General features: G+C 59.4%; 19 protein-coding genes, 1 tRNA gene and 1 pseudogene. 10 read left to right on the forward strand and 11 right to left on the reverse strand.

Annotated features, from left to right (window positions below):
• Together RNA01_RS13560 and RNA01_RS24435 are read left to right on the forward strand one after the other, a co-directional pair.
• Positions 1-1,677 (forward strand): ABC transporter ATP-binding protein (locus tag RNA01_RS13560; RefSeq protein WP_147180758.1); only part of this gene is annotated, 1,677 nt, incomplete at its 5' end.
• Positions 1,678-2,057: 380 nt separating this feature from the next.
• Positions 2,058-2,234 (forward strand): annotated as a pseudogene (locus RNA01_RS24435) (IS3 family transposase); the annotation flags it as partial.
• Between the two features lie 193 nt (positions 2,235-2,427).
• Here the strand turns inward: RNA01_RS24435 and RNA01_RS13575 are convergent.
• The 11 genes from RNA01_RS13575 to RNA01_RS13625 form a co-directional block, all read right to left on the reverse strand.
• The gene (locus tag RNA01_RS13575; RefSeq protein ID WP_210245756.1) at positions 2,428-2,667 is read right to left on the reverse strand and encodes a winged helix-turn-helix domain-containing protein; all 240 of its coding nucleotides are present in this window, start codon (positions 2,665-2,667) and stop codon (positions 2,428-2,430) included.
• A gap of 99 nt (positions 2,668-2,766) precedes the next feature.
• Positions 2,767-3,834 (reverse strand): hypothetical protein, encoded by a 1,068-nt coding sequence (locus RNA01_RS13580; RefSeq protein ID WP_147180760.1) that lies wholly within the window; start codon positions 3,832-3,834, stop codon positions 2,767-2,769.
• A 1-nt stretch (position 3,835) separates the two neighbouring features.
• A complete protein-coding gene (locus RNA01_RS13585) occupies positions 3,836-5,443 on the reverse strand; it encodes a restriction system-associated AAA family ATPase (protein ID WP_147180761.1) in 1,608 nt (535 codons plus the stop codon).
• Positions 5,440-7,113 (reverse strand): restriction endonuclease subunit S, encoded by a 1,674-nt coding sequence (locus tag RNA01_RS13590; protein ID WP_147180762.1) that lies wholly within the window; start codon positions 7,111-7,113, stop codon positions 5,440-5,442. The genes RNA01_RS13585 and RNA01_RS13590 overlap by 4 nt, the downstream gene beginning before the upstream one ends.
• Entirely contained in the window at positions 7,110-8,645 is a 1,536-nt protein-coding gene (locus RNA01_RS13595; RefSeq protein WP_147180763.1) for a class I SAM-dependent DNA methyltransferase, read from the reverse strand. The genes RNA01_RS13590 and RNA01_RS13595 overlap by 4 nt, the downstream gene beginning before the upstream one ends.
• Positions 8,646-8,724: 79 nt before the next feature.
• Entirely contained in the window at positions 8,725-12,135 is a 3,411-nt protein-coding gene (gene hsdR / locus RNA01_RS13600) for a type I restriction-modification system endonuclease (protein ID WP_147180764.1), read from the reverse strand.
• Between the two features lie 196 nt (positions 12,136-12,331).
• Positions 12,332-12,847: a GNAT family N-acetyltransferase gene (locus tag RNA01_RS13605; RefSeq protein WP_147180765.1), complete on the reverse strand. Its 516-nt coding sequence runs from the start codon at positions 12,845-12,847 to the stop codon at positions 12,332-12,334.
• A gap of 319 nt (positions 12,848-13,166) precedes the next feature.
• A complete protein-coding gene (locus tag RNA01_RS13610) occupies positions 13,167-13,847 on the reverse strand; it encodes a site-specific integrase (RefSeq protein ID WP_147180766.1) in 681 nt (226 codons plus the stop codon).
• Complete coding sequence (locus RNA01_RS13615) at positions 13,848-14,258, reverse strand: site-specific integrase (RefSeq protein ID WP_147180767.1); 411 nt, start codon at positions 14,256-14,258, stop codon at positions 13,848-13,850.
• Positions 14,259-14,445: 187 nt separating this feature from the next.
• The gene (locus tag RNA01_RS24440; RefSeq protein ID WP_349816292.1) at positions 14,446-14,892 is read right to left on the reverse strand and encodes a helix-turn-helix domain-containing protein; all 447 of its coding nucleotides are present in this window, start codon (positions 14,890-14,892) and stop codon (positions 14,446-14,448) included.
• A 619-nt stretch (positions 14,893-15,511) separates the two neighbouring features.
• A tRNA-Ser gene (locus RNA01_RS13625) sits at positions 15,512-15,601 on the reverse strand.
• Between the two features lie 296 nt (positions 15,602-15,897).
• Between RNA01_RS13625 and rplU the strand changes: the two genes are divergently transcribed.
• From rplU to RNA01_RS13665, 8 genes are all read left to right on the forward strand, one after another.
• A complete protein-coding gene (gene rplU / locus RNA01_RS13630) occupies positions 15,898-16,212 on the forward strand; it encodes a 50S ribosomal protein L21 (RefSeq protein WP_147180769.1) in 315 nt (104 codons plus the stop codon).
• Between the two features lie 37 nt (positions 16,213-16,249).
• Positions 16,250-16,522: a 50S ribosomal protein L27 gene (gene rpmA, locus RNA01_RS13635; protein WP_147180770.1), complete on the forward strand. Its 273-nt coding sequence runs from the start codon at positions 16,250-16,252 to the stop codon at positions 16,520-16,522.
• A 134-nt stretch (positions 16,523-16,656) separates the two neighbouring features.
• Positions 16,657-17,292: a GNAT family N-acetyltransferase gene (locus tag RNA01_RS13640; protein WP_147180771.1), complete on the forward strand. Its 636-nt coding sequence runs from the start codon at positions 16,657-16,659 to the stop codon at positions 17,290-17,292.
• Complete coding sequence (locus RNA01_RS13645; RefSeq protein WP_170253448.1) at positions 17,292-17,861, forward strand: GNAT family N-acetyltransferase; 570 nt, start codon at positions 17,292-17,294, stop codon at positions 17,859-17,861. The genes RNA01_RS13640 and RNA01_RS13645 overlap by 1 nt, the downstream gene beginning before the upstream one ends.
• A 198-nt stretch (positions 17,862-18,059) precedes the next feature.
• Complete coding sequence (gene obgE, locus RNA01_RS13650) at positions 18,060-19,124, forward strand: GTPase ObgE (RefSeq protein ID WP_147180773.1); 1,065 nt, start codon at positions 18,060-18,062, stop codon at positions 19,122-19,124.
• Entirely contained in the window at positions 19,125-20,303 is a 1,179-nt protein-coding gene (proB, locus tag RNA01_RS13655) for a glutamate 5-kinase (protein ID WP_147180774.1), read from the forward strand. It begins immediately after the preceding gene.
• Positions 20,296-21,582, forward strand: a complete 1,287-nt coding sequence (locus RNA01_RS13660) for a glutamate-5-semialdehyde dehydrogenase (RefSeq protein ID WP_147180775.1) — start codon at positions 20,296-20,298, stop codon at positions 21,580-21,582. The genes proB and RNA01_RS13660 overlap by 8 nt, the downstream gene beginning before the upstream one ends.
• Positions 21,557-22,207: a nicotinate-nucleotide adenylyltransferase gene (locus RNA01_RS13665; RefSeq protein ID WP_174824558.1), complete on the forward strand. Its 651-nt coding sequence runs from the start codon at positions 21,557-21,559 to the stop codon at positions 22,205-22,207. The genes RNA01_RS13660 and RNA01_RS13665 overlap by 26 nt, the downstream gene beginning before the upstream one ends.
• Positions 22,208-22,296: the final 89 nt, after the last annotated feature.

Raw genomic sequence — 22,296 nt, forward strand, 5'->3', positions numbered from 1 at the left:
CTCATCGTCACCATGCTTCTGACGATCGGCAGCGTGGCGGCCAGCACGGCGGGGCCATGGCAGCTCGGCAAGGCAACGGACCTTCTGGTCAGCGACGGCTTCAGCAACGCCGCGCTTGTCCGCCAGCTTCTGATCGTCGCGGTGATCTATCTGGTCGCCTCCTTGCTCAATCTGGTGCAGGCTTGGCTGATCAACGAGCTGGTGCAGAATCTGGGCCGCAACTTGCGTTACCGGGCGCAGGCGAAGCTTTCGCGTGTACCGTTGAGCTGGTTCGACGCGCAGTCCCGTGGCGAGGTATTGTCGCGGTTCACCAACGATATCGACAATGTGATCCAGAACCTGCAGCAGGTCGCCAGTCAAGCCCTTCAGATGCTGCTGACGATTCTTGGTGTTCTGATATTCATGGTCCTGCTCTCCATGCCGCTGGCTGTCGTTGCGGTCGCGGCGATTGGTGTCTCTCTGGCATTGACGCGGCTTCTTACACACGCGTCCGGCCCGCAATTTGCTGCCCAATGGCGCGAAACGGGGAATTTGAACTCGACGGTGGAAGAAAGCTTCACCGGCCAGACCCTGATCCGGGTGTTTGGCGCGCGCGACCGGATCGAGGCGCGCTTTAGCGATCAGAATACGGCGCTGACGAAGGCCAGCAAGAACGCGCAGGTCCTGGCCAGCCTGATTCAGCCCGTGACCATGTTCGTGACCAACCTCGCCTATGTCGCGGTGGTCGTTGCGGGCGCCTTCCGCGTGCTTACCGGCGGGCTATCTCTGGGCGAATTGCAGGCATTTGTCCAATATATCAGACAAATTGGGCAGCCAGTCTCCCAATTGGGGAGCATGGTGGCGCAGGTCCAATCGGCGCTGGCTTCGGCGGAGCGGGTCTTCGAGCTGCTCGACGCACCGGAAATGCAGTCGGACGAAACCGAAGGGCGGCTAAGACGCCCAGTCTCCGGCCATGTATCCTTCGATCACGTCCAGTTCCGCTATCAACCCGATCAGCCGCTGTTCGAGGACGTAAGCCTGGAAGCACAACCCGGCCAGATGATTGCCATCGTCGGGCCAACCGGGGCCGGAAAAACCACGCTGGTCAATCTGCTGATGCGGTTTTATGAAATCGATCAGGGCACGATCCGTCTCGACGGCACCGACATCCGGGATTTTTCCCGCGAGGAGCTGCGCGGCGTTATCGCCATGGTGCTGCAGGACACCTGGCTTTTCACCGGCACGATCCACGACAACATTGCCTATGGTCGCCCGAAAAGCAGCCGTCAAGATGTGGTGGCCGCGGCAAAACGCTGCCACGTGGATGATTTTGTACGGACCTTACCCGAGGGCTACGATACGGTGCTGGAGAATGCTGGCGCGTCGCTGTCACAGGGCCAGCGCCAGCTCATGACCATCGCCCGCGCTTTCCTGCTGGACACGCCCATTCTCATTCTCGACGAGGCGACGAGTTCGGTCGACACGCGCACCGAGATGCTGATTCAAAAAGCGATGTCCGAGTTGCGTCAGGGCCGGACGAGTTTTGTGATCGCACACAGGCTCTCAACCATCCGCGATGCGAACCTCATCGTCTATATGGAGGCGGGCAACGTGCGTGAGACAGGCACCCATGACCATTTAATGGCGATCAAGGGGGCGTATTGGGCCTTGCAGCACGGTGGAACGCTGGGAAAGTAGTCGGGAACGCCAGAAAATGCGGGCAGGCTGATGAGGGGGCATTGCTCATTGCCGCAATTGCCTCAAGGGTCATGTAACGGGATCGCCGGACGGCCCATTCGTCGTTCTGTTCTACTTGAGCAACAAAGCATCGACGATGGCGTTCGAGCGGCAATCGATTCACTGGATCGATTGCTTTTCGCTCTTACCATTTCGGAAGATGCCCACGGCCAGGCACTTCATGATCGGCGGCCAGTTCATCGCGGCGGGCTCATCCACCACTCCGACCGCGACGTCCAAGGCAGATTCAACCGATCGTCGCAACACCTCATAGCAGGAGGTGCTTATGGCCACAGGAAGACGGAAATCAGAACGCTCAACACGGCGCAAATTGTCCTCGCCAGGTCATCCATCGGCGAGGACCGTTGCGCAACTTCGAAGCCGTGGAGTTCGCCACGCTGGAATGGGTCGACTGGTTCAACAACCACCGCCTTCTGGAACCCATCGGAAATATTTCTCCAGCCGAGGCCGCAGAACGATATTACGCCATGCGCGACGCACCAGCATTGGCCGCGTAACTTAGACTAAACAGGTCTCCGGCAAAGCCGGGGCGGTTCACATCGCACAGGGATGCCTGCATGACGCATAGGCGGCATCGATCTGCTCTTCCGGCGTCGTCCGGGGAGACGTGACACCGGAAGGCTTGGCTGGGCTGTCGTTCTCTTCTGCTACCGCGCCTTCGTTCCGGTAGAACTCGCGGAACTCAGGCTCCTACATGAGCACAGCCACGTCGATGCGTTCCGGGGACGTCGTCAGCAGTGCCCTGCCCTTCTCCGTCGCCACAAAGCGACCGCGCGCCGGCGAAGCGATCAGCCCGGCTTTGCTCATGTGGAATTTCGCCCAGTGTATGCGATTGTGCAGCAAACGCTGGCGGCCGCTTGGCAGAAGCTCGTCCCGCTCTGCCTGGGTCAATCCAAGATCATTGGCGACGCGTTCCGAAACATCAGCCACGCGGGTCTCCCCTCCGCGGCAAGCCGAAGAACCGGAAGCATGAGGGTCTGGTAGTCAGGTATCATCAATTGCCCTCCCGAAACTATCGCCTTCCTTGTATCAAGCGGCCTTGATCAGGAAATTATGCATTCGATCTGCGCGTGCTGGATCATTAAGTTCAGCCTCGATGAGATCAAAGAAGCTCGTTTTCAGCCGGCCAATCGTGGGGAAGGTTTCAAACGCACAGGTGCTTTTGAATCTTCCCACGGCCTCGATCACACCATCGATGGTCGAAACGTCTATATTATTGGCTCTTGCATATGTGATGCAGTGTTCGAGCCACTTCTTGTATTGCTTCTCCAGCACGCTTGACTTCAACCGCGCCTCAAGCTGAAAAATCCGCCGCCAGTTTCGCGACTTGTTATCTGGATTGAAGGTGATCACCCAGGTGGGTCCTTCTCCACCACCAGAAAGTACTGTGGTACCCTCAAGCGATAGAGTGACCTGCTCGTTCCCATAAGGATCAAGACAGTCCACTCTCTCATCGTGCTCGTTCAGCAATATGTTTTGGGCGCCTTTATAGGAACGATTACAGTTCGCTCCCATAGCGGTGAGATTGCGCAAGTTGACTCCGGCGAACGGGTACACCGATACAGCAAGGTAATGATCCAAATCTGGATTGACTAGGTCGGGGTCTGCGGCCTCTATCGGCTCATAACCGCAAAAAGGACAAGTGCCATGCGACAGGTGCGCATCCACTACCTGGTGGCACGTTGCTCGTATTGTGAGTTCCGAACCAGGAGTTTTCCAAGCTGAAAGCTTTTCGAACGCATGCTTAAACAGTTCCTTGGCTGCCTCATGCACCTCAGGGAAATCGTCTTTGATGCTGCAGCATGGCGTGGTGGACGTGAACACTGCCGGCAGGTTGTTTTGCTGGATCAGGGCTGTAGACACCTGCGATTGCTGATCCGGCGTGAGAAAGCCGCATTTGGCAACGAACGCGTTATACAGTTCCTGGAACTTCGGACCTCGCATGAAGACTGCCCGATGCTCCTCAGAAATTGCGGCATCGAATTCAGGTGGAGCATTCCCTTGTTGCAGGGTTTCTAGCACCAGGCGAAGCGCGCTAAGAAGCGTTTCACTAATCCAGTTTTGTTCCGTAGCGGCGATAGGATAGGTAGCTAACACGTTACTTCTGTTTCTTTAGCTCAAAGAGTCGATCTGCAAGCAACGCCTTCTCTACCGACGACCCCAGCCGCGGCATTTCGCGCTCTATGTCCTCGATGGATCCAGTCTCTTTTAGTTCGTGGATCTTCTCCTGCGCCAGTTCCGAAATCGGAGGATCCACGTCGAAGCAGTGACTCAGAATGGTGTCGTAAGTCGCGCCGAAGGTCTCAATCTCTGGTTTACGAGCTGAAAGCGTGTCTTCCACCTTGGAGAATATTCGTACCTGATCGCGATGCATGTCCGAGGGAACGAACGGGGCGTGGGTGGTTAGAATAAATTCCTGACTTCCTAGACCTTGAACTGGAAGAGACATGATTCGTGTGACCAGCTTCGCGCGCCACTGGGGATTGAAGTGAGATTCAGGCTCATCCAGTAGAAACAACGTGTTCGGATCGCGGAACATGGCGACTATGCCGAAAAGCTGTGCCTGTTGGTGCTCACCATCAGAGAGCGATACGTAGTCAACGTCCGACGTCTGCCCGGAAGGCCCAGTCTTCGTAAACCGCACTTCCTCGATCTTAAAGACCTTCATTTCGTCCTGAGGCTCGGGAAGCTTCGAGGCAAACTTCCGGGTCTTGAGGTTCTTCTTCAAGCGCACCCGCGCCGGTTTCGGAATCATCAGATCATTGAGCATCGCAAGCTTGTGAAGCGATCGATAGAGCTCAATTGCGCTGGACCAAAATGTCGCGAACGCCTTGCGGCTTTCGCCGTCTACCAGATAATCGAGTGTGTAGAGTTCCCGTTTGATATCGTAGTCCCAGCAGGTCGCGGCGCCGCAAAGTTGGCGCACGTAACGCTCCAACTCATCCGTAAGCTGTATACCCTTTCGCGCAGGGTTCTTTCCCTTAACCTTAGGAGCCTGCGGATGGTTGAATTGGATCACAAGACGGAAAGAGCGCAAGGAGGAGAGATTTGCATGTCTGACCAGCTCAGTTTGCACAGTTGCTGGTGCGACCATCAAGTTGGCGACCAGGACCTCAAGGTGAGTTGAATAGTCGAGGAGCACCAAGCGGTTGTCTGGAACGACCGCATCAGCCTGATTCTTTGCGGCATTTGCGACCGACGCGGCATAGCCTGAACGACTGATGTAAAAGGGGAGGCTCAAAGTCTCATTATCGCCAGATGTATAGGCGACGACAAGAGTAGGAAGATGTCGACCGAACTCAGGATGATGATTGTCGGCCAAAGATTCGTACCCGTCCTCTCCCCTGATCTCCATTTGCATCTTGCCGATACGCCCAGACGGGTCTCTCGCTCTGCTGAGTTTTACACGTCTAGTCCCGGCAGCGTCGCCTTCAACCTTCACCTCATAAATGATTTCAAAAAGCAGGCTTGGATTGGCAACCGTGGCCTCCTCCTCAGGCCGATGCTCGTGCCATGCAGATTGGAAAATCTCTGAAATGATCTGAAGAAACTGAGATTTTCCGGTTCCATTTCTGCCAAGAAGGCACATAGGCAAGAAGTCAGCATTGTCACGCTCTGCGCGAGGGCGGAACAAGTCGATATCCAAGCTGTCGAGTAACCCCCCGCAACTGGCCGCCTCGAAGATTTTGACTCGAACGATCTTCATTGCTCTCGCCTTCTGAGCGACATCGTTGACTGCTGTTCGTCAAAGACCTGCCGCAACGGTGCGTTTTCATCAGAAAGCAAGGCGAACACCGCGTCCTTCAGGTCATCATAGCTTCCGCTAAACTCGCTCCTCAGGTCTTGGAAACTGATACCGTCGTGGGGCCAATCCGGAAGTTTCGCGTTCAGGAAATCTCTCGCTGTCAACATCGCGCTCGTCCGCTTCACTGCTCTCTTCTTTACTTTCGGTGCCGCCTCGTGCTCGGCGCGGATGCGGGCGAGCAGGAGTTCGGCGGGTTCGTCGTTTTCGTCCTGGGGGACCAGTTCGCCGCGGAAGGCTTTGGCCAGGATCGCCTCGTCCAGCCGGCCCACCAGCTCCAGCGCGCGCTTTGCCTCTTTCGCCAGCCGGTCGATCTTGGCGAAGGCGGATTCGATGCGGCGGACGATTTCGTGTTGTTCTTCGAGGGGAGCGAGACAAATCTGCATCGCGCGGACTTCGGGAAAATAGATGGTTGTGTGAGTGGTCCCCTTGCCGAACTCTCGGATGTCGTCGCCCTCTGCCATCAAGGCATACATGAGAAATTTCGGCACCAAGGCTTCTGTGCATGTCCAGGTGACGAAATCCTGACTGGTTGCCATGGGTTTGCCCATGATTGTCACATATCCAACGGAGGCAGTTCGGGACAGGCAAACAGTTCCGGCCGGCAAGAGTCGCGCCGCGGAGTTGGCAAGACCTTCTTCGTTCGTGGTCTGGATCGTCTCTTCGATAATCCTTCCATGATTTGCACCTGCGTCCTTGATGCCGATCCATGGGATTTCACCGTCCCACCACTCTGGATGCGACCGGCTTGGAGTGTGCCCCGTTTCCTGTCGAGAGATACGGCTCAGCGGTACCCATTGCCATTTTGGAGGTGCCCCGCGAGCCGGAGAATTAATAGCCAATGCCGCCTTCCCCTGAATCACTCTGTCAGTCGCCTCCCTGCCACCTTTCGGCTGAGGCGGCGTCGGGGTGCGATCGATCAAATCGGACGCGGTTTGAAGGTCAGCTCTTTTGGTACGCCAAGCGGATGTCATCGCTCCTTGAAAGGCAGACCTGAGCACGGCCTGCTTGTAGCGGGAGACGAGGGTTTCGATGCGGGCGAGTTCGGTACGGGCACGGGCGGATTTCAAGTTCAGCGCATCCAGCTTGGCCACGATACGCTTTTGCTCGACCAGGGGTGGAAGGGAAAGTGATATTGAGGCCAGAGCGGATTGAGGAAGGTGCTTTATTGTTGTCCCAGTGAAGTGGCGCTGAAGGTCGCCGTTCTGCGCCATCAACCGTAACGCCTTCGCCAGCAGGGTTGCATCGACGCCCCCGTATGGACGTAGACGCATTAGGGCTTTCTGGAACTTTATGTCCGTCGGCCCATACTGCCATACGGTACAGCGGCCTGGTTCTCCGCCTTCGCACACCAACAAGTCACCATCGCGAATTCCGAATGGCTCAAGCTCGTCGTCAGTAAAGCGCATCTCCAGAATATCGTCCAAGGCGACACGGTCCCATCGCACATTCACATTCCGGAGGTAGGGGCGATGCTGCCCCTTGTTTTTCTCTTTGTCGAGCATCTTGCCCAACTTGATTTCAGAGATGTCAGCGAACGTCGCCTCAACCCACCCCTTCGGCAACTCGCTCATTCCGCCGCCTCCGGCAGATCATCGCTGAGCTCCGCCATCAGCGCCTCGATCTCCAGCGTCGCGGCCTGCAAATGGCCGAGAATGGCGGCGGCGATGTCGTCGGGTTCGATGAGGCCTTCTTCCGCTTCTTCCTCCGCCTCGCGCAACCAGGCGATATCGAGATTGTCGCCGCGGGCGGCGATGGCCTCGCGGCTGAACTGGCGCCAACGGCCGGTCTCGCCTTCATCCGGGCCGCGTTCCCTGCCATAAGGGTCCTTGCCGAAAGCCTGTTCGAAGCCTTCGAAATGGCTTTCCGTCAGCGGCGTCGTCTTGCCGAATTTCGGCATCTGGGCGCGCAGGTCATAGATCCAGACGGCTTTGGTGTTGGCGCTCTCGGTCTTGGCCCTCGTCAGGAAGATGACATTGGTCTTGACGCCTTGCGCATAAAAAATGCCGGTCGGCAGGCGCAGGATGGTGTGCAGATCGCACCAATCCATCATCATCCGGCGCAGTTCGCGCCCACGGCCGTCTTCGAAGAGGACGTTATCGGGCACGACGATCGCCGCGCGGCCACCGGGTTGAAGCGCGCGGATGCAGTGTTCGACAAAGGGGAGCTGGTAGGAGGAGACGTTTGCGGTGACGGAGAGGTCATCGCGGGTCGGGGCGCCGCCTGCCGGGCCAAAGGGCGGGTTGGTGAGGATAAGATTGGCGCGGCCGAGGGTCTTGCCCTTGTCGGAGAGCGTGTCGCCGAGATCGACATGGTCGCCGTCGATGTCGTGCAAATAAAGGTTCATCAAAAGCAGGCGCAGCGTGCCCGGCACGTTTTCCATGCCGTGGATGGCGCGGCGCTTCTGGAACTCCTGTTCCTTTTCGCCGAGATCCAGATAGTCGTCGGTGCGCGCCTTCATGTACCGATCGGCGGCGATCAGGAAGCCGCCCGTGCCGGCGGCGGGATCCTGGATCACTTCGCCGGGCTGTGGCTGCATGAGGCGGACCAGAAGCTCGATCAGCACGCGGGGGGTAAAATACTGGCCTGCGCCACGCTTGGTTTCTTCCGCGTTCTTCTGCAGCAGGCCTTCATAGAGATCGCCGAACTGGTCGCGCTCTTCGGAGAACCAGTCGAGCTCATCGATGGCGGTGACCAGCGTCGTCAGGTTCTGCGGCTCACGCAGGAAGGTGGAGGCGTTGTCGAAGATCTTTTGCACCATGTCCGGCAGCGGACGGGCATCGGCATAACGCTTTCGCTCTTCCGGGCTGGCGTTTTCGCCGGGTGGCGAAAGGAGAACATCGTCTTCGCCAAGCCGTGTGCTGGCGGCGCCGAGGGTGACAAGGACCTTGCGGTAATGCTCGAGCTTCGCCAGACCGTTGGCCGCGACCAGATCCGTCCAGCGCATGCTCTTCGGCAGGCTGCCTGTCTCGCGGTTGCGCTCGGCCATCATCTTCAGAAACAGCAGATAGGTCAGCTCGGTGACATATTGCTGATAGGTGATGCCGTCCTTGCGCAGGACCGTGCAGAGGCGCCAGAGTTTCTGGACGATGGCATTGGCATTCATGGCGTGATTCTCATCTGATCCGGGATCGTGATTGCGGTTGTAGCGATCGGCCGTCGATGGTCAACGACGGCCTCAACGTTCAGGCGGCGGGCGGTGCCCAGATCGCCTCGTTGAAAGCGTGCAGCACCTCGTCGAGCTCGCCGTCGAACTCCTGCGCGATGCGCTTGAAGCCGCCCTTGTCGGCAAAGGCGCCCTGGTCGAGCAGGGTCGGATCCGCCACCGGCTTGTCCTTTAGGGCGCGACCGATGCGGCGCAGCCATTCCTTCTGCTTCTGCGTCCAGGGCCTCGAGGCCTCGATCTTGACGATCGCGTTGTCAACGCGGGTGGCATAGGGGATCAGCGGATCGCCAAGGGCCGCCTGGCGGACGAAGCCGATGATATGGGCGGCGATATCGGCATTGCGGGCGCGGCCGTAAGCGGCGCGCAGCATGGCTTCGGAATAGTTCTTCTCGTCGAGCAGGCCGGCGAGCTCGGAGAGTTCCTTGCGGGTTAGGTCGCGCGGGCGCTGGGTGACGGCGATCAGCGCCGGGACCTGGTTCATGTTCTCGCGCACGAAGCGTTCGAAGCCGGTGATGTAATCCTCCGGCGTCGTGTTCTTGCCAAAAATCTCCTCGATGCGCAGCAGCTCGTCCTCATGGGTGGAGATGACGACGCCATCGTTCTTACCCGTGGTGAGCGGGCGGCGTTCGAGCAGCTCAACGGAGCGAGGATGGGCGGCCAGCCAGTCCTGCAACTCGGCACCGGAGCGGGTGGAAAGCCGCTGCAGTGCCGTGTCGGGGCTTTCGCCCACGTGGCGCTCTAAGCTTTCGCGGGTCTCGGCATCCATGCGCTTGATCAGGCTGCGCATGCGCACGATGACCTGGGCTGCGACCCAGCTCTTGTCCTCTTGCGTTTCCGCATTTTGCAGATCCGTCACGAGCTGGCCGAGGGCTATATCCGGCTTGACCACGACCGGGCGCATGTCGCTCATCTCCTGCAGCTCGGCATAGAGATCGACGGCGTCGAAGATGCGGAAATGCTCCTTGCCGATGTCGGGGCAAAGGCGCGTGGCGCGGCCAATCATCTGGTCATAGAGGATTCGGCTCTTGACCCTGCGGACGAAGACGAGATTGCAGATCGAGGGCACGTCGACGCCGGTGGTGAGTAGGTCGACGGTGACGACATATTTGGGGTAGGGGTCGTTCTTGAACTTCAGGATCAGATCGTCGGTCTTGTCGACAGTCCCGGTGATCTTCATCACCATGCCGTGCGGCACGTTTTCCTTGCCGTATTCCTCCTGCAGCTCCTCGACCAGCAGGCGCACGATGTCGTCGGCATGGGTATCGCGGGCGGCGAAGATCAGCGTCTTGCCGGGCTTCGACGGCGGAATTTCGGTGGCGATGGCGCGGCAGACGATGCGGTTGAAGGCTTCGGAATAGACGCGCCTGTTGAAGTCGGCGAGGTCGTAATCGAGCGAGACTTCGTCCGGCAGTTCGAAGAGATCGATCTGGCCTGTCTTGCGGTCGATGATCTCGACCTCCTCGCCACCCTCGAAATGAATGCCGGCCTCCGACAGCGCCGTGGTGATGCGCTTCGGCGGCAGGTGATCATTGAGGTAACCTTCGACGACGGCCTGGCGATAGCCGTAGTGGAAGACCGGGTGGCCGAAGATCTCGCGGGTGTGGAGCGCGGGTGTGGCCGTCAGCGCCACCTTCACGGCGTCGAAGTAATCGAGGATCTGGCGATAGGCCGACTGGTAATCGTCGATGTTGCGAAAGCCGATATCGCTTTCGCGGAGCTCCGCATCCAGCGTGTAGCCGCGATGGGCTTCGTCCACGATGATGCAGTCGAAGGTACCGGGTGAGGGGCGCTTGGCCGGGTCCGGCTCGTTCAGGATGCGGGCGATCAGCGACTGGACGGTCGCGACCTGCACCTGGTCCTCATCCTGCGGCAGCTTCTGCTCGAGCCCGGCGACCTTGTAGATCTGGGCGAAGTTCAGCATGCCCTCGATCTCGGTGGTTTCCAGGGCGTCGCTTGTCTGCCGGCCCAGCGCCTTGCGGTCAACGAGGAAGAGGATGCGGCGGAAGCGCTTGTGCTTCAGTAGGCGATACATCAGCGCAATCGCCGTGCGCGTCTTGCCGGTGCCGGTCGCCATGGAGACGAGAATGTCGCGCCGGCCAGTCACCACGGCATTCTCGATCGCGGCAATCGCCTCTTCCTGGTAGGGGCGCATGCGGCCCTTGCCGAAGCTCTCTTCGGCGAGGCCCTGCGCGGCGGCGTCGAGATCCGTCTCAAGGATATCGACGAGGTCCTTGGGCGAGAACCAGGTTGTCAGCGGCCGCGGATGGTTCGTGTCGCGCCGCAGGTCGCGGAACCAGATGCCGGATTTGGTCTGCCATTGGCGCACGTATGGCCGGGCATTGGTGGCAAAAACGAAGGGCACACGGAAGGGCTCATTAAGCCCGTGTTTCCAGGGGCCATGCGGATGGCGATGTTCCGGCGGCAACTCGATGGTCCGAGCATAGCGCTCGGCCTGATGCAGGGTTGACGGCACGTCGACACTCTCGCGCTTCGCCTCGATCACAGCGACACAGGTGGTGCCAACGAAGAGGGCATAGTCTGCGCGGCCACCGTCCGATGGCCACTCGGCGATCGCGAGGTTGCGGCCATCCTCAGGCCGTGCGCCCGCCTGATAGGTTAGACGGTCGCTGTCCGCCTCCCAGCCAGCATCGGCAAGCTGGACGTCGATCAAGCGACGCGTCTGGCGCTCGTCGAGTTCCAGGCGGCTCGCGGCCTGAAGACCGGCCTGCTTGAACTCCATCTGCAATTGCTGCGGCTGGGCCTCGGCCGCCTTCTGCAGCTCGCCGAGCTTTCGGGAAAGTTCGGCCTGGTTGGCCTCCATCTCGATAGCCGTCTGTTCCCAGACAGCACTATCGGCCGAGGCCTGTCGGGCCAGCTCCTCGGCTGCGGCACGGGCCTTCGCGAGTTCTTCGGCAGAAGCATGGGCGGCGGCCAGATTCTCCTCAGCTTCCCGGACTTGCGCACGCAGGGCCACAAGCTCCAACTGCGTCGCCTGATCGACATTCGCGGAGGCTCTGGGCGGGACGAAGGGACCCGGCTTGAAATTGGGATCGCGTCCATAGGTTCGGCGATACCAGACGCCGAGCGCGCGGCAGAATTTGAGCGCCGCGAGCGCCTCGGCGGGTGAGCCAGCCAGATTGTGGGTCGCATCGTTGCCGCTCTTGCGGACCGCATGGAAGATGTCAGCCACCTCGCGCGGCAAGACCTGCTGCGTCGCGAGCCGCCGAAGGAGGTCGTTCGTTGTCTCGCGCGCGGTAGCGTCATAGACGCCGGAGAGGGCTGCGATCTCCTTGACCATGTGTTCGCCGAACTGGCGGCTCTTGATCAAGGAAGTATTGGCGTCATCGGCAAAGAAGCGCTCGGCCAGCGTGCCGAGGCGATGCAGCTCCGGGCTGATCTCCTGCAGATGGTCGAAATTCAATGACGTCATCAGTCTCGGTCAATGTGCAAACTCGGTTGGCGCGAGATTAGGATGCACAACCCAGACAAGCAATGCACCTGGACGTAAAATGTCCAAGGAGATGCGTGGCCACCAACGTCGGCTACGGTTGTTTCCCGCAGTTAGGTTTGCGTCTTTAGGCTGCGCCACCAATCCAGCTCTGCGGCCTGCCCCGGGGCGACTTATGTCATCCAGCTAGGGTACTGCTTTTGAGGGAAGGAATGAACAACCAGTGGCAGATATCAGGATCAGCCGTAGCTGAGGTTCTCCTGAGTTGGAAATCATAAGGCGAATAGTTTTGACGACTGCGCAGAATTGTCCCCATGTCAGTGTTCGCGCTCTCAACGATTAAGCGGGCGTTGATTTCTTCCGCGCGAGCTTCAAGGTTCTCCAGCGTGCGCCTGCAGTAGCCTTTTCCCCTGTAGCGTTTCACAATACACATTCTAGCTAAAACAAGATTGAGTTGGTGGTCCATAGAATCGCGGGGACGGTACAGCCGCAGCATCAGGTCCTCGAAAAGGCCATCCTCGTAGAACAGACGGTAACCATATTGCTCTGCGGAGGTGGATAAGCTGATTTCACCGCGCACCGATCCGATCCAATCGCCGATCACATGAAGCGCTTGAACGGGGTCGATACCGTATTTTCGTGCGAGGCGAGCGTGCGTGTCACGCCCGCGTGTGCTTGTCATCAAAGGGGTCAACTTGTCTCTCCGATAATTTCGAGATGCAGTCGATAATCAAGTAACAGCTAAGGCATTTCAGTGGCTTTGGCGTAGTCCCCTGTTCGGAGCACTGAGCTTCCAATGCGCCGCCTCGACACAGGCTACTCCGGAGCTCGAAGCCGGGACAATCTTTGCCGGTACGGACTTTTGGCGCCTGTATCCGTTTCGTTCGACAGATCCTGCACTAGCCTAGTAAACCAGTCCCCGGGATAAGGGAGCCCGAGGGTCCTCGGGTGGTGCACTGGGCCCGGTGCGCACCATCCGTTAAGTTGCTCGGTAACGGCTCACCAGGCTAACCCTACCGATCACCAAGAAGCAGTACCCGGATGGACTTCTTCTTGTACTCCTCGGCGTTTGCGTAGGCCAACACGATATCAAAGTCGATTTCAGTCTTGCCCCGCTGACATATATTCGCGATCAGTTCGTGCTGCTGCTTCTCGCTAACAGGGCCGTAGCGCTCGAAAGTCGTCCGCATATTGGCATGACCCATGTTCTGACTAAGCGCCTTTTGCTCGGCTAAAGTTACTGCCCACTTGTCGATCATACTGGCAATGGTGTCTCGCAAACGGTGCGGCGTAAAGCGACGTACGCCCACCGCGGCGGCAGCGGCTGCCATGATATCTACGACGGCATCATCGCTGGAGAGGAACTCCCAACCTGACTGATCCTGCGAACCGAATAAGCGTCGTTCACCACGCGGGAACAGTGGCGTTTCAGGATTAGTATCGAGCGAGGTCATTTCGGCAACCCAATCGATGACTATCTGTTCGAATTCCTTCCCGACAGGAAACCAGGCGGTCCGCATCGTTTTGCTGTTTTTGGTCGCGACCTGCTCTGCTGCCTGTTGATGGACTAACCGCCGCTCGCAATCGACGTGATTCAGACGCAAAGTGATCAACGCAGCGACTCGGACACCCGTCAGGTAAACGAATGCGACCAACGCGCGATTTCGGCGCTGAAGGAAGCTATCCGTTGGCATTCAACCCACGACAGTGACCACTTCCTCATGCGTAGGGTAGGCTTTTTCGACTGGCGCATTTGCTATTTGGATCAGGTGCCTCGGCGCCGAGAAATAGTCCACCAGATCTTCCGGAATTTTGTCGTAACCTACCTGCTTACGCAGCCATCTGAAGAAGCCGCAGACGCTGGAAAAGGCGTGCACAATGGTCGAAGCTGATAGGGTTTTGCCGGAGTTGTCGCTTGCCTGCAGGCTCGTCTTGTACTGCACGATCTGTTCAATATTGACGCACCTGAAATCAACGTCGCCAGTTAGCTCGCAGAACCTCCAGATATGATGAAGAGCTGCGTCGACCGTCTTTTCATCTCGGCCTTTTCCTTCGAGGAGGTAAACTTGATATCGATAGATAACGAATGCGTTCGCATCGTTCATACGTTACTCCAGTGAATTATGAGGAGGAGCGCTGTTGGCAAGCACAGCCGCATGGGCGAGCGCGCTGTCAGCGATCACTGCTTTTGTCGAATGACTCCAGCGCGAGATTTCGCGTTGGGAGCCGGCTCCGCGCCAACGGATCAAAACGGGGTGCAATCACCTTCCCAGCGAGAACACCTAAGACATATTAGTCTGGAGTCTCGGCTCTGGGATCGCATCCGCGAAGCTCACACAGGGCCTCGAAATTCCTCATCGACATGATTAGCGGCGCCGAAGACCCGCTGTGAGGGCATATTACTGCGACCATCATTGCCTTGTGGAACTGCCCATGAGTAATCGGATCATCAAGCAGCGAGTGATTGCACTTGCATGTGACACAGTACGCCTCAAACTTGCCGAGTTTTCGTTTCGCAGCCTGGCGACGCCCTCGGTGGAACTCATTAAGATCGCTGCCTCTGAAAAGTCTTTCGCCGTTGTGCTCGATAAATTTGAGCCCGGCTTTGATCCAACGTGAGAGGGTATTGGGCACAACGCGGTACATTTCCCGGACTTGCGGCGGCGTATATAGCCAATTGCATTTGGCCACATTAGTCGGGTACAGGTTGCGCCGTCTCGTCGGCTCGGATGGGGTCATCGGCGAGCCTGCTTTGCCTTACGGTCATAGTCATCGAGCTCGTGACTGGACCAACGGGTCGTGCCTTCAATCTTGAAGGGCTTAGGAAAGGAAGCCGAGGACTTAGCCCACCGCCAAACCGTTTGCTTTTGCACCCTGTAACGTTTCGCGACATCTCGATCCGTCAGAAGCTGATCCGATGAAATCGGATCATTGCTGCCGGCGAAATCCCGGCAAACCTTGGCCTTCTTCTCCGGCGGGGAAGTCCCAGCGTCCTCGGCTGAGCAAGGCGACCTATCATCGAAATCAACGAAAGTCGATTTGGCTTGGGCGTAGGGGTTGTTACGGAGGGAATTTGGGTTGGTCGCGCGGTGCGTTCGCTTTTGGCGAGACATAGCTACACTCTTTCTCCGCTTCGCGGATTCAAAGGAGGTAGCACGTCTTGCGCTTCGCTCGGCTATCGCCGAGCCCTATCGTTTAATTGACCGGCGCATTTAGCACGAACAAATCAGAAACGGCAACATACAAGCACCGAGAAATTATCGCCGCCTGTCAACAGAATGTTGTGATGGGCCAAATGATGGGCCGACAATCCAGCGAAGAAGAAAATTCAATAAAATCAGATGTTTAGAAATTGACATGGCGGAGAGGGTGGGATTCGAACCCACGATACGGTTGCCCGTATGCCGCATTTCGAGTGCGGTGCTTTCGACCTCTCAGCCACCTCTCCGGTCACAATGGTCGGCGCTTTGTCGGCGCGGGCTCTCACATAGCGGGAGATTCGGTGGGAGGCAAGGGCGAATATCGCGTCACCTCAAGCTTTTATCTTGACAGGTTTTTGCGCCTCACGTATGCGAACCGTGGATTAGACATGGGCTAACTGTGTCCTGATTTCTCCGCCATAGGCGGAGGCTCACCGGCGGGAGCCGCGATCGCAAGGATCTCAGAACCCGCCAGACTCCGACTGACAAGAAGACGGCCGTCTGGTTGCCAGACAGAGCCGGAACGAACATGAAAGGATAACCAATGTTCGCAGTCATCAAGACCGGCGGTAAGCAGTACCGCGTGAGCGCCAACGACGTGCTGACCATCGAGAAGCTGGAAGCCGAAGCTGGTGCGACTATCGAATTTACTGAAGTTCTCATGGTCGGCGTTGGTGCCGATGCCAAGATCGGCCTGCCCTTCGTGGCTGGCGCATTGGTCAAGGCCGAGGTTGTCGAGCAGAACCGTGGCAAGAAGGTGATCGCGTTCAAGAAGCGTCGTCGCCAGAATTCCAAGCGTTCGCGCGGCCACCGCCAGCACCACACCGTCGTTCGCATCACCGACATCGTCGCTGCGTAACGGTCAACGAGACAACAGGTTTTAAAGGAGAACTCCAATGGCACACAAAAAAGCTGGCGGTTCGTCGCGTAACGGTCGCGATTCGAATTCCAAGCGCCTTGGCGTGAAGAAGTTTGGTGGCGAAGCCGTCATTCCAGGCAACATCATCGTACGTCAGCGCGGCACCCAGTGGCATCCGGACGCCAATGTCGGCATGGGCAAGGATCATACCGTATTTTCGCTCATTGAAGGCAATGTCGCTTACCGTACCAAGGCCAATGGCAAGGTGTACGTGTCGGTGATGCCGAAAACGGCGGAAGCAGCGGAATAAAGCCGGTACGCTCTAAACAGCCGGCGTCTCATCGACCCGGCTGGCCGCATCAGGTTCAGTTTAGAAAAAAGGGGAGATGGGGTGCCATCTCCCCTTTTTTCTTGTCCTTTTTTCAACCAGAAGGAGACTGAACCATGCAGATCGAACTATCAAGGGTCGACCAGTCGCGGTCACCCCAGGACCGGTTGAGGCCGGATCGGTTACGGAGCGATTGCCCCGTCTTGTTGTCTCAGAGGCTCGTCTTGCGCGCGCCCCACGAGGAAGACGTCGACGCCCTTGCCCATCTCGCCAACAATGCCGCCGTCGCCACAATGGTATCGCGCATGCCGCACCCCTATACGGCACGCGATGCGGCTGATTTCGTGCGACGCACGAATGCGGGCGAGATTGGCAAATGCGTCTATGCGATTACCAAAGGTGAGAATGGCGAATTCCTCGGCTGCTGCGCTCTGGAACCGCATGCCAGCGACCCGGAGACACTGGAACTGGGTTACTGGCTCGGCGAACCCCACTGGAACAAGGGTTATGCCACCGAGGCGGCCCATGCGCTGATCGACATGGCGTTTCGCACCCGTGACATCGCCTCTATCGATGCCCGCTGCCGGGTCACCAACATCGCCTCGCGCCGGGTGATCCAGAAGTGCGGTTTCCAGTTCCAGGGCTCGGGCATGGTCGGCAGCCTCGCCATGCGCGGCATGGTGCCGGTCGAATGGTACCGGCTGGATCGCAAGACCTGGATGTCGCTGAAGAGCTGGGGGGAGATGCGGTGATGAACGCGCCCCTCATGACAACCGCCGCACCGATGCCCGGGCCCTGCCCGGTCATCGAGACGGCACGGTTGAGGCTTCGCCCGCACAGAATGGGTGACGCGGATGCCATCGTCGAATCGCTCACAGACTATCAGGTCGTACGCATGCTGGCGCGCGTGCCTGTGCCCTATGACCGGCAGGACGCCACCGACTGGCTGAGCCGCGCCACCTCCGGCATCACGCCGGACTGGTCGTTCGCCATCACCGATGGAGATGACGTCCATCTCGGCGTCGTTGCGATTGAGCTGCGCCATGGCCAATGGCATCTCGGCTACTGGCTCAACCGTTACTATTGGGGCAAGGGGCTGATGAGCGAGGCGGCGGGCGGCGCGATCGAGCGCTTCTTCCGCCGCATGCCCGATGCGGTGCTGCATTCCGGTGCCTTTGCCGACAATGCCGCCTCGCTGCGCATCCAGGAGAAGCTCGGCTTCGCCATCGTCCGATGCGGTGAGCTCTATTCGCGCTCGCGCAATGCGGTCGCCCCGCATATCGACACCCGGCTGACGCAAGCGGAACTGCGACAGCGCTGACAGATACGGCTGCGGGCGGCGAGCCGTCGCCAGCAGCCCCAGAGGCGAATGAAGACGGTGCGAACCGCTGGATCAACGGTTCCGCACCTGCCTTCGCGCCGAAGAATATGACGATACTCTTTGACCTCCGCCTCAACCGGCTATATCGATGGCCGACTGAAAATCCCAAATCCCGACACCCTGAACGATGGCAGAAGCATGAAATTTCTCGACGAGGCAAAGGTCTATATCCGCTCCGGTGACGGTGGCGCCGGCAGCGTCTCCTTCCGCCGCGAGAAATTCATCGAGTTCGGCGGTCCCGACGGCGGCGACGGCGGTCGCGGTGGCGATGTCTGGGTGGAGGCCGTGAACGGTCTCAATACGTTGATCGACTTCCGCTTCCAACAGCACTTCAAGGGCAAGACCGGAACGCACGGCATGGGCCGCAACCGCACCGGCGCAAACGGCGAGGAAGTGACGCTGAAAGTGCCGGTCGGCACGCAGATCTTCGAAGAGGACAATGAGACCCTGATCGTCGATATGACGGTCGAGGGCCAGCGCTTCCGTCTTGCCAAGGGTGGCAACGGCGGTTTCGGCAATGCCCATTTCAAGACGGCCACCAACCAGGCGCCGAACTGGGCCAATCCAGGCCTAGAGGGCGAAGAAAAGACCATCTGGCTGCGGCTGAAGCTGATCGCCGACGCCGGCCTCGTCGGACTGCCCAATGCCGGCAAGTCGACCTTCCTCGCCGCCGTCACCCGCGCCCGACCGAAGATCGCCAATTATCCCTTCACCACGCTGCACCCGAACCTCGGCGTCGCCACGGTGGATGAGCGCGAGTTCATCCTCGCCGACATTCCAGGCCTGATCGAAGGCGCGCACGAAGGCGTGGGCATCGGCGATCGCTTCCTCGGACACGTCGAGCGCACTCGCGTGCTTCTGCATCTCGTCTCGGCCCAGGAAGAAAACGTCGGCCGTGCCTACAAGACCGTCAAGCACGAGCTTGAAGCCTATGGCGGCGGACTGGAGGACAAGCCAGAGATCGTGGCATTGTCGCAGATCGACGTGCTTGATGAGGCAAGCCTCAAGAAGAAGGCGCAGGAGTTGAAGAAGGCGTCCGGCAAGACCCCGCTTCTTCTCTCCGCCATCACCGGCAAGGGCATGACCGACGCGCTCCGGGCGCTGCGCGACATCATTGTCGCGGAAAACGGCAATGTCGAACTCAAGGAAAAGAGCGACAAGAACCGCAAGCGCGACCACGATGATCTGGAAGGCGATGAATAAATGTCGGCCGGTCGCAAGTCGCTGACGCGTTACAAACGCATCGTCATTAAGATCGGCTCGGCGCTGCTGGTCGACCGGGGCAGCGGCCTGAAGAAGGCTTGGCTCGATGCGATCTGCGACGACATCGCCGCGCTGAAGGCACGTGGAATCGATGTGTTGGTCGTCTCATCGGGGGCGATCGCCCTTGGCCGCACCGTGCTCGACCTGCCGTCCGGCGCGCTGAAACTCGAGGAAAGTCAGGCAGCGGCGGCCGTCGGCCAGATCGCTCTCGCTCGGCATTGGTCGGAAAGCCTGTCTCGCGCCTCGATCGTCGCCGGCCAGGTCCTGCTGACGCTCGGCGATACCGAAGAGCGTCGCCGTTATCTTAACGCCCGCGCCACCCTACAGCAGCTTTTGAAGATTGGCGCCGTGCCGATCATCAATGAAAACGACACGGTTGCGACCACTGAAATCCGCTATGGCGACAATGATCGCCTCGCCGCCCGCGTCGCCACCATGGCGGGCGCCGACCTCTTGGTCCTGCTCTCCGACATCGATGGCCTGTATACCGCGCCGCCGCATCTCGATCCGGATGCCCGTTTCCTCGACACCATCGCCGAGATCACGCCGGAGATCGAAGCCATGGCCGGTGGAGCCGCATCCGAATTGTCGCGTGGCGGCATGCGCACCAAAATCGATGCGGGCAAGATCGCCACCGGCGCCGGCTGCGCGATGATCATCGCCTCGGGCAAAACCGACCATCCGTTGAAGGCTATCGAGGAGGGCGCGCGCCACTCGTGGTTCGCCGCCGCCAAGATGCCGGTGACCGCCCGCAAGACCTGGATCGCCGGCCAGTTGCAGGCCGCCGGCGAGTTGCATATCGACGTCGGCGCACAAACGGCGCTGAAGGCGGGCAAAAGCCTTTTGCCCGCCGGCGTCAAGAAGGTTGTCGGCCAGTTCGGTCGCGGCGACACGGTCTGCGTCATCGGCGCAGAGGGCCGTGAGATCGCCCGCGGTCTGGCCGGTTATGATGCCGACGAGGCACGCCGCATCACAGGACGCAAGTCCAGCGAGATCGAAGCGCTGCTGGGTTACGCCGGACGGGCGGCGATGATCCATCGAGACGATCTGGTCATGACCGATCCGGCGCACAAGCACGATCATGCACCTGCCGAAAACAAGGACGAAACCCATGCTTGACAAGGCCAAGGTCGACCAGACGGAAATCAATGCGCTAATGCTCGACATCGGCCAGCGCGCCCACGCCGCCGCCCGCCCCCTGGCAATCGCGTCAGCAGAGGCCAAGAACCTCGCGCTCACCGCCATGGCCGACGCCATCATCGCCGACGAACAGACCATTCTGTCAGCCAATGCGATCGACCTGAAAAATGCCGAAGACAGCGGTCTTGCTGCCTCCTTCATCGATCGGCTGACGCTTGATCCAGCCCGTATCGCGGCGATTGCCGCAGGGATACGCGCGATTGCCGAGTTGAAAGATCCGGTCGGCGAGGTGATCGCCGAATGGGATCGCCCAAACGGCCTGCATATCGAGCGGGTACGCACGCCGCTCGGCGTCATTGGTGTCATTTACGAAAGCCGCCCGAACGTCACCGCCGACGCCGGCGCGCTCTGCCTGAAGTCGGGCAATGCCGTGATCCTGCGCGGTGGCTCGGATTCGCTCAATTCCTCGCGCGCCATCCACGCCTGCCTGGTGAAAGGCCTGGAGAAGGCCGGCCTGCCGGCCGATGCCATCCAGCTCGTTCCGATCAGCGATCGCGCCGCGGTCGGCGCGCTGCTCTCCGGCCTGGGCGGCACGGTCGATGTCATCGTACCGCGCGGTGGCAAGAGCCTCGTCGCCCGCGTCCAGTCTGAGGCGCGCGTGCCCGTCTTCGCCCATCTCGAAGGCCTCTGCCACGTCTATGTCGACGCCTCCGCCAATGTCGAAATGGCCAAGCACATCGTGGTGAATTCGAAGATGCGTCGCACCGGCGTCTGCGGCGCGGCCGAGACGCTGCTGATCGACAGCGCCGCGATCGCCACACATCTAATGCCACTGCTCGAGGCCCTGACCGAAGCAGGTTGCGAAATCCACGCGTCGCCGACCGTTCTCAAGATTCATCCGGGTTTCAAGCCGGCGACAGAGGACGATTGGCGTACCGAATATCTCGACGCCATCATCGCGGTCGCCATCGTCGACGGCGTTTCCGGGGCGATCGACCATATAGCCCGCTATTCATCGCATCACACCGAAGCGGTGATTGCCGAGGATCCGGCCGTGGTCGAACGCTTCTTCAACGAAGTCGATTCAGCCATTCTCCTGCACAATGCCTCGACCCAGTTCGCCGATGGCGGCGAGTTCGGCATGGGTGCCGAGATCGGCATTGCGACGGGCAAGATGCATGCCCGCGGCCCCGTTGGCGTCGAGCAGCTCACCTCGTTCAAGTACCGCGTGCGTGGCACAGGACAGGTGCGGCCCTGACGTGGAAGGGGAGGCGATCGCACAGCGCTATCGTCAGATGCCGCATGTCGAGCCGGGCATGGTCGTCGGCCTGTTCGGTGGCTCGTTCAATCCGCCACACCAGGGCCACGCGCTGGTCGCCGAGATCGCCTTGCGGCGCCTTGGCCTCGATCAGCTCTGGTGGATCGTCACGCCGGGCAATCCGCTGAAAAGTCACGGAAATCTTGCTCCGCTTGGCGAGCGCCTGAAAAAGTGCGAGGCCCTCGCCGAGGATCCCCGCATCAAGGTCACGGCTTTCGAGCAGACGCTCGGAACAAGCTATACGGCGAAAACCCTTGACTACGTGAAGGCACGCAACCGCAACGCCCGTTTCATCTGGGTCATGGGTGCGGACAATCTGGCGAGCTTCCACCGCTGGCAGCGCTGGCAGCACATCGCCACCACCTTCCCGATTGCAGTGATCGATCGGCCGGGATCGACGCTCGCCTATCTGTCGTCAAAGATGGCCCGCACCTTCGACTATGCTCGCATCGACGAGGACGATGCCGGCGTCTTGTGGAAGAAGAAAGCCCCCGCTTGGACCTTCATCCACGGTCCCCGCTCGACGCTATCCTCCACCGCGCTGCGCGAGGCGGCAACGAAGTGACAACAAACGCCCGCGGGTCTCGCTATTTCAAGCGATCCCTTGAAAGATGAACAAATCGATGCCACCTTCTTAAGGCGTTTCTCAATCGC

Source organism: Paenirhizobium naphthalenivorans (assembly GCF_007992095.1).
In the GTDB taxonomy this organism is placed as follows: Bacteria; Pseudomonadota; Alphaproteobacteria; order Rhizobiales; family Rhizobiaceae; genus Allorhizobium; species Allorhizobium naphthalenivorans.

What these genes read in the sequence shown, in the direction of transcription:
- RNA01_RS13585 (WP_147180761.1), bottom strand. Translation starts at nt 5,443, where the DNA reads ATGAAGATCGTTCGAGTCAAAATCTTCGAGGCGGCCAGTTGCGGGGGG.
- RNA01_RS13590 (WP_147180762.1), bottom strand. Translation starts at nt 7,113, where the DNA reads ATGAGCGAGTTGCCGAAGGGGTGGGTTGAGGCGACGTTCGCTGACATC.
- RNA01_RS13595 (WP_147180763.1), bottom strand. Translation starts at nt 8,645, where the DNA reads ATGAATGCCAATGCCATCGTCCAGAAACTCTGGCGCCTCTGCACGGTC.
- hsdR (WP_147180764.1), bottom strand. Translation starts at nt 12,135, where the DNA reads ATGACGTCATTGAATTTCGACCATCTGCAGGAGATCAGCCCGGAGCTG.
- RNA01_RS13610 (WP_147180766.1), bottom strand. Translation starts at nt 13,847, where the DNA reads ATGCCAACGGATAGCTTCCTTCAGCGCCGAAATCGCGCGTTGGTCGCA.
- RNA01_RS13615 (WP_147180767.1), bottom strand. Translation starts at nt 14,258, where the DNA reads ATGAACGATGCGAACGCATTCGTTATCTATCGATATCAAGTTTACCTC.
- RNA01_RS24440 (WP_349816292.1), bottom strand. Translation starts at nt 14,892, where the DNA reads ATGACCCCATCCGAGCCGACGAGACGGCGCAACCTGTACCCGACTAAT.
- rplU (WP_147180769.1), top strand. Translation starts at nt 15,898, where the DNA reads ATGTTCGCAGTCATCAAGACCGGCGGTAAGCAGTACCGCGTGAGCGCC.
- rpmA (WP_147180770.1), top strand. Translation starts at nt 16,250, where the DNA reads ATGGCACACAAAAAAGCTGGCGGTTCGTCGCGTAACGGTCGCGATTCG.
- RNA01_RS13640 (WP_147180771.1), top strand. Translation starts at nt 16,657, where the DNA reads ATGCAGATCGAACTATCAAGGGTCGACCAGTCGCGGTCACCCCAGGAC.
- RNA01_RS13645 (WP_170253448.1), top strand. Translation starts at nt 17,292, where the DNA reads ATGAACGCGCCCCTCATGACAACCGCCGCACCGATGCCCGGGCCCTGC.
- obgE (WP_147180773.1), top strand. Translation starts at nt 18,060, where the DNA reads ATGAAATTTCTCGACGAGGCAAAGGTCTATATCCGCTCCGGTGACGGT.
- proB (WP_147180774.1), top strand. Translation starts at nt 19,125, where the DNA reads ATGTCGGCCGGTCGCAAGTCGCTGACGCGTTACAAACGCATCGTCATT.
- RNA01_RS13660 (WP_147180775.1), top strand. Translation starts at nt 20,296, where the DNA reads ATGCTTGACAAGGCCAAGGTCGACCAGACGGAAATCAATGCGCTAATG.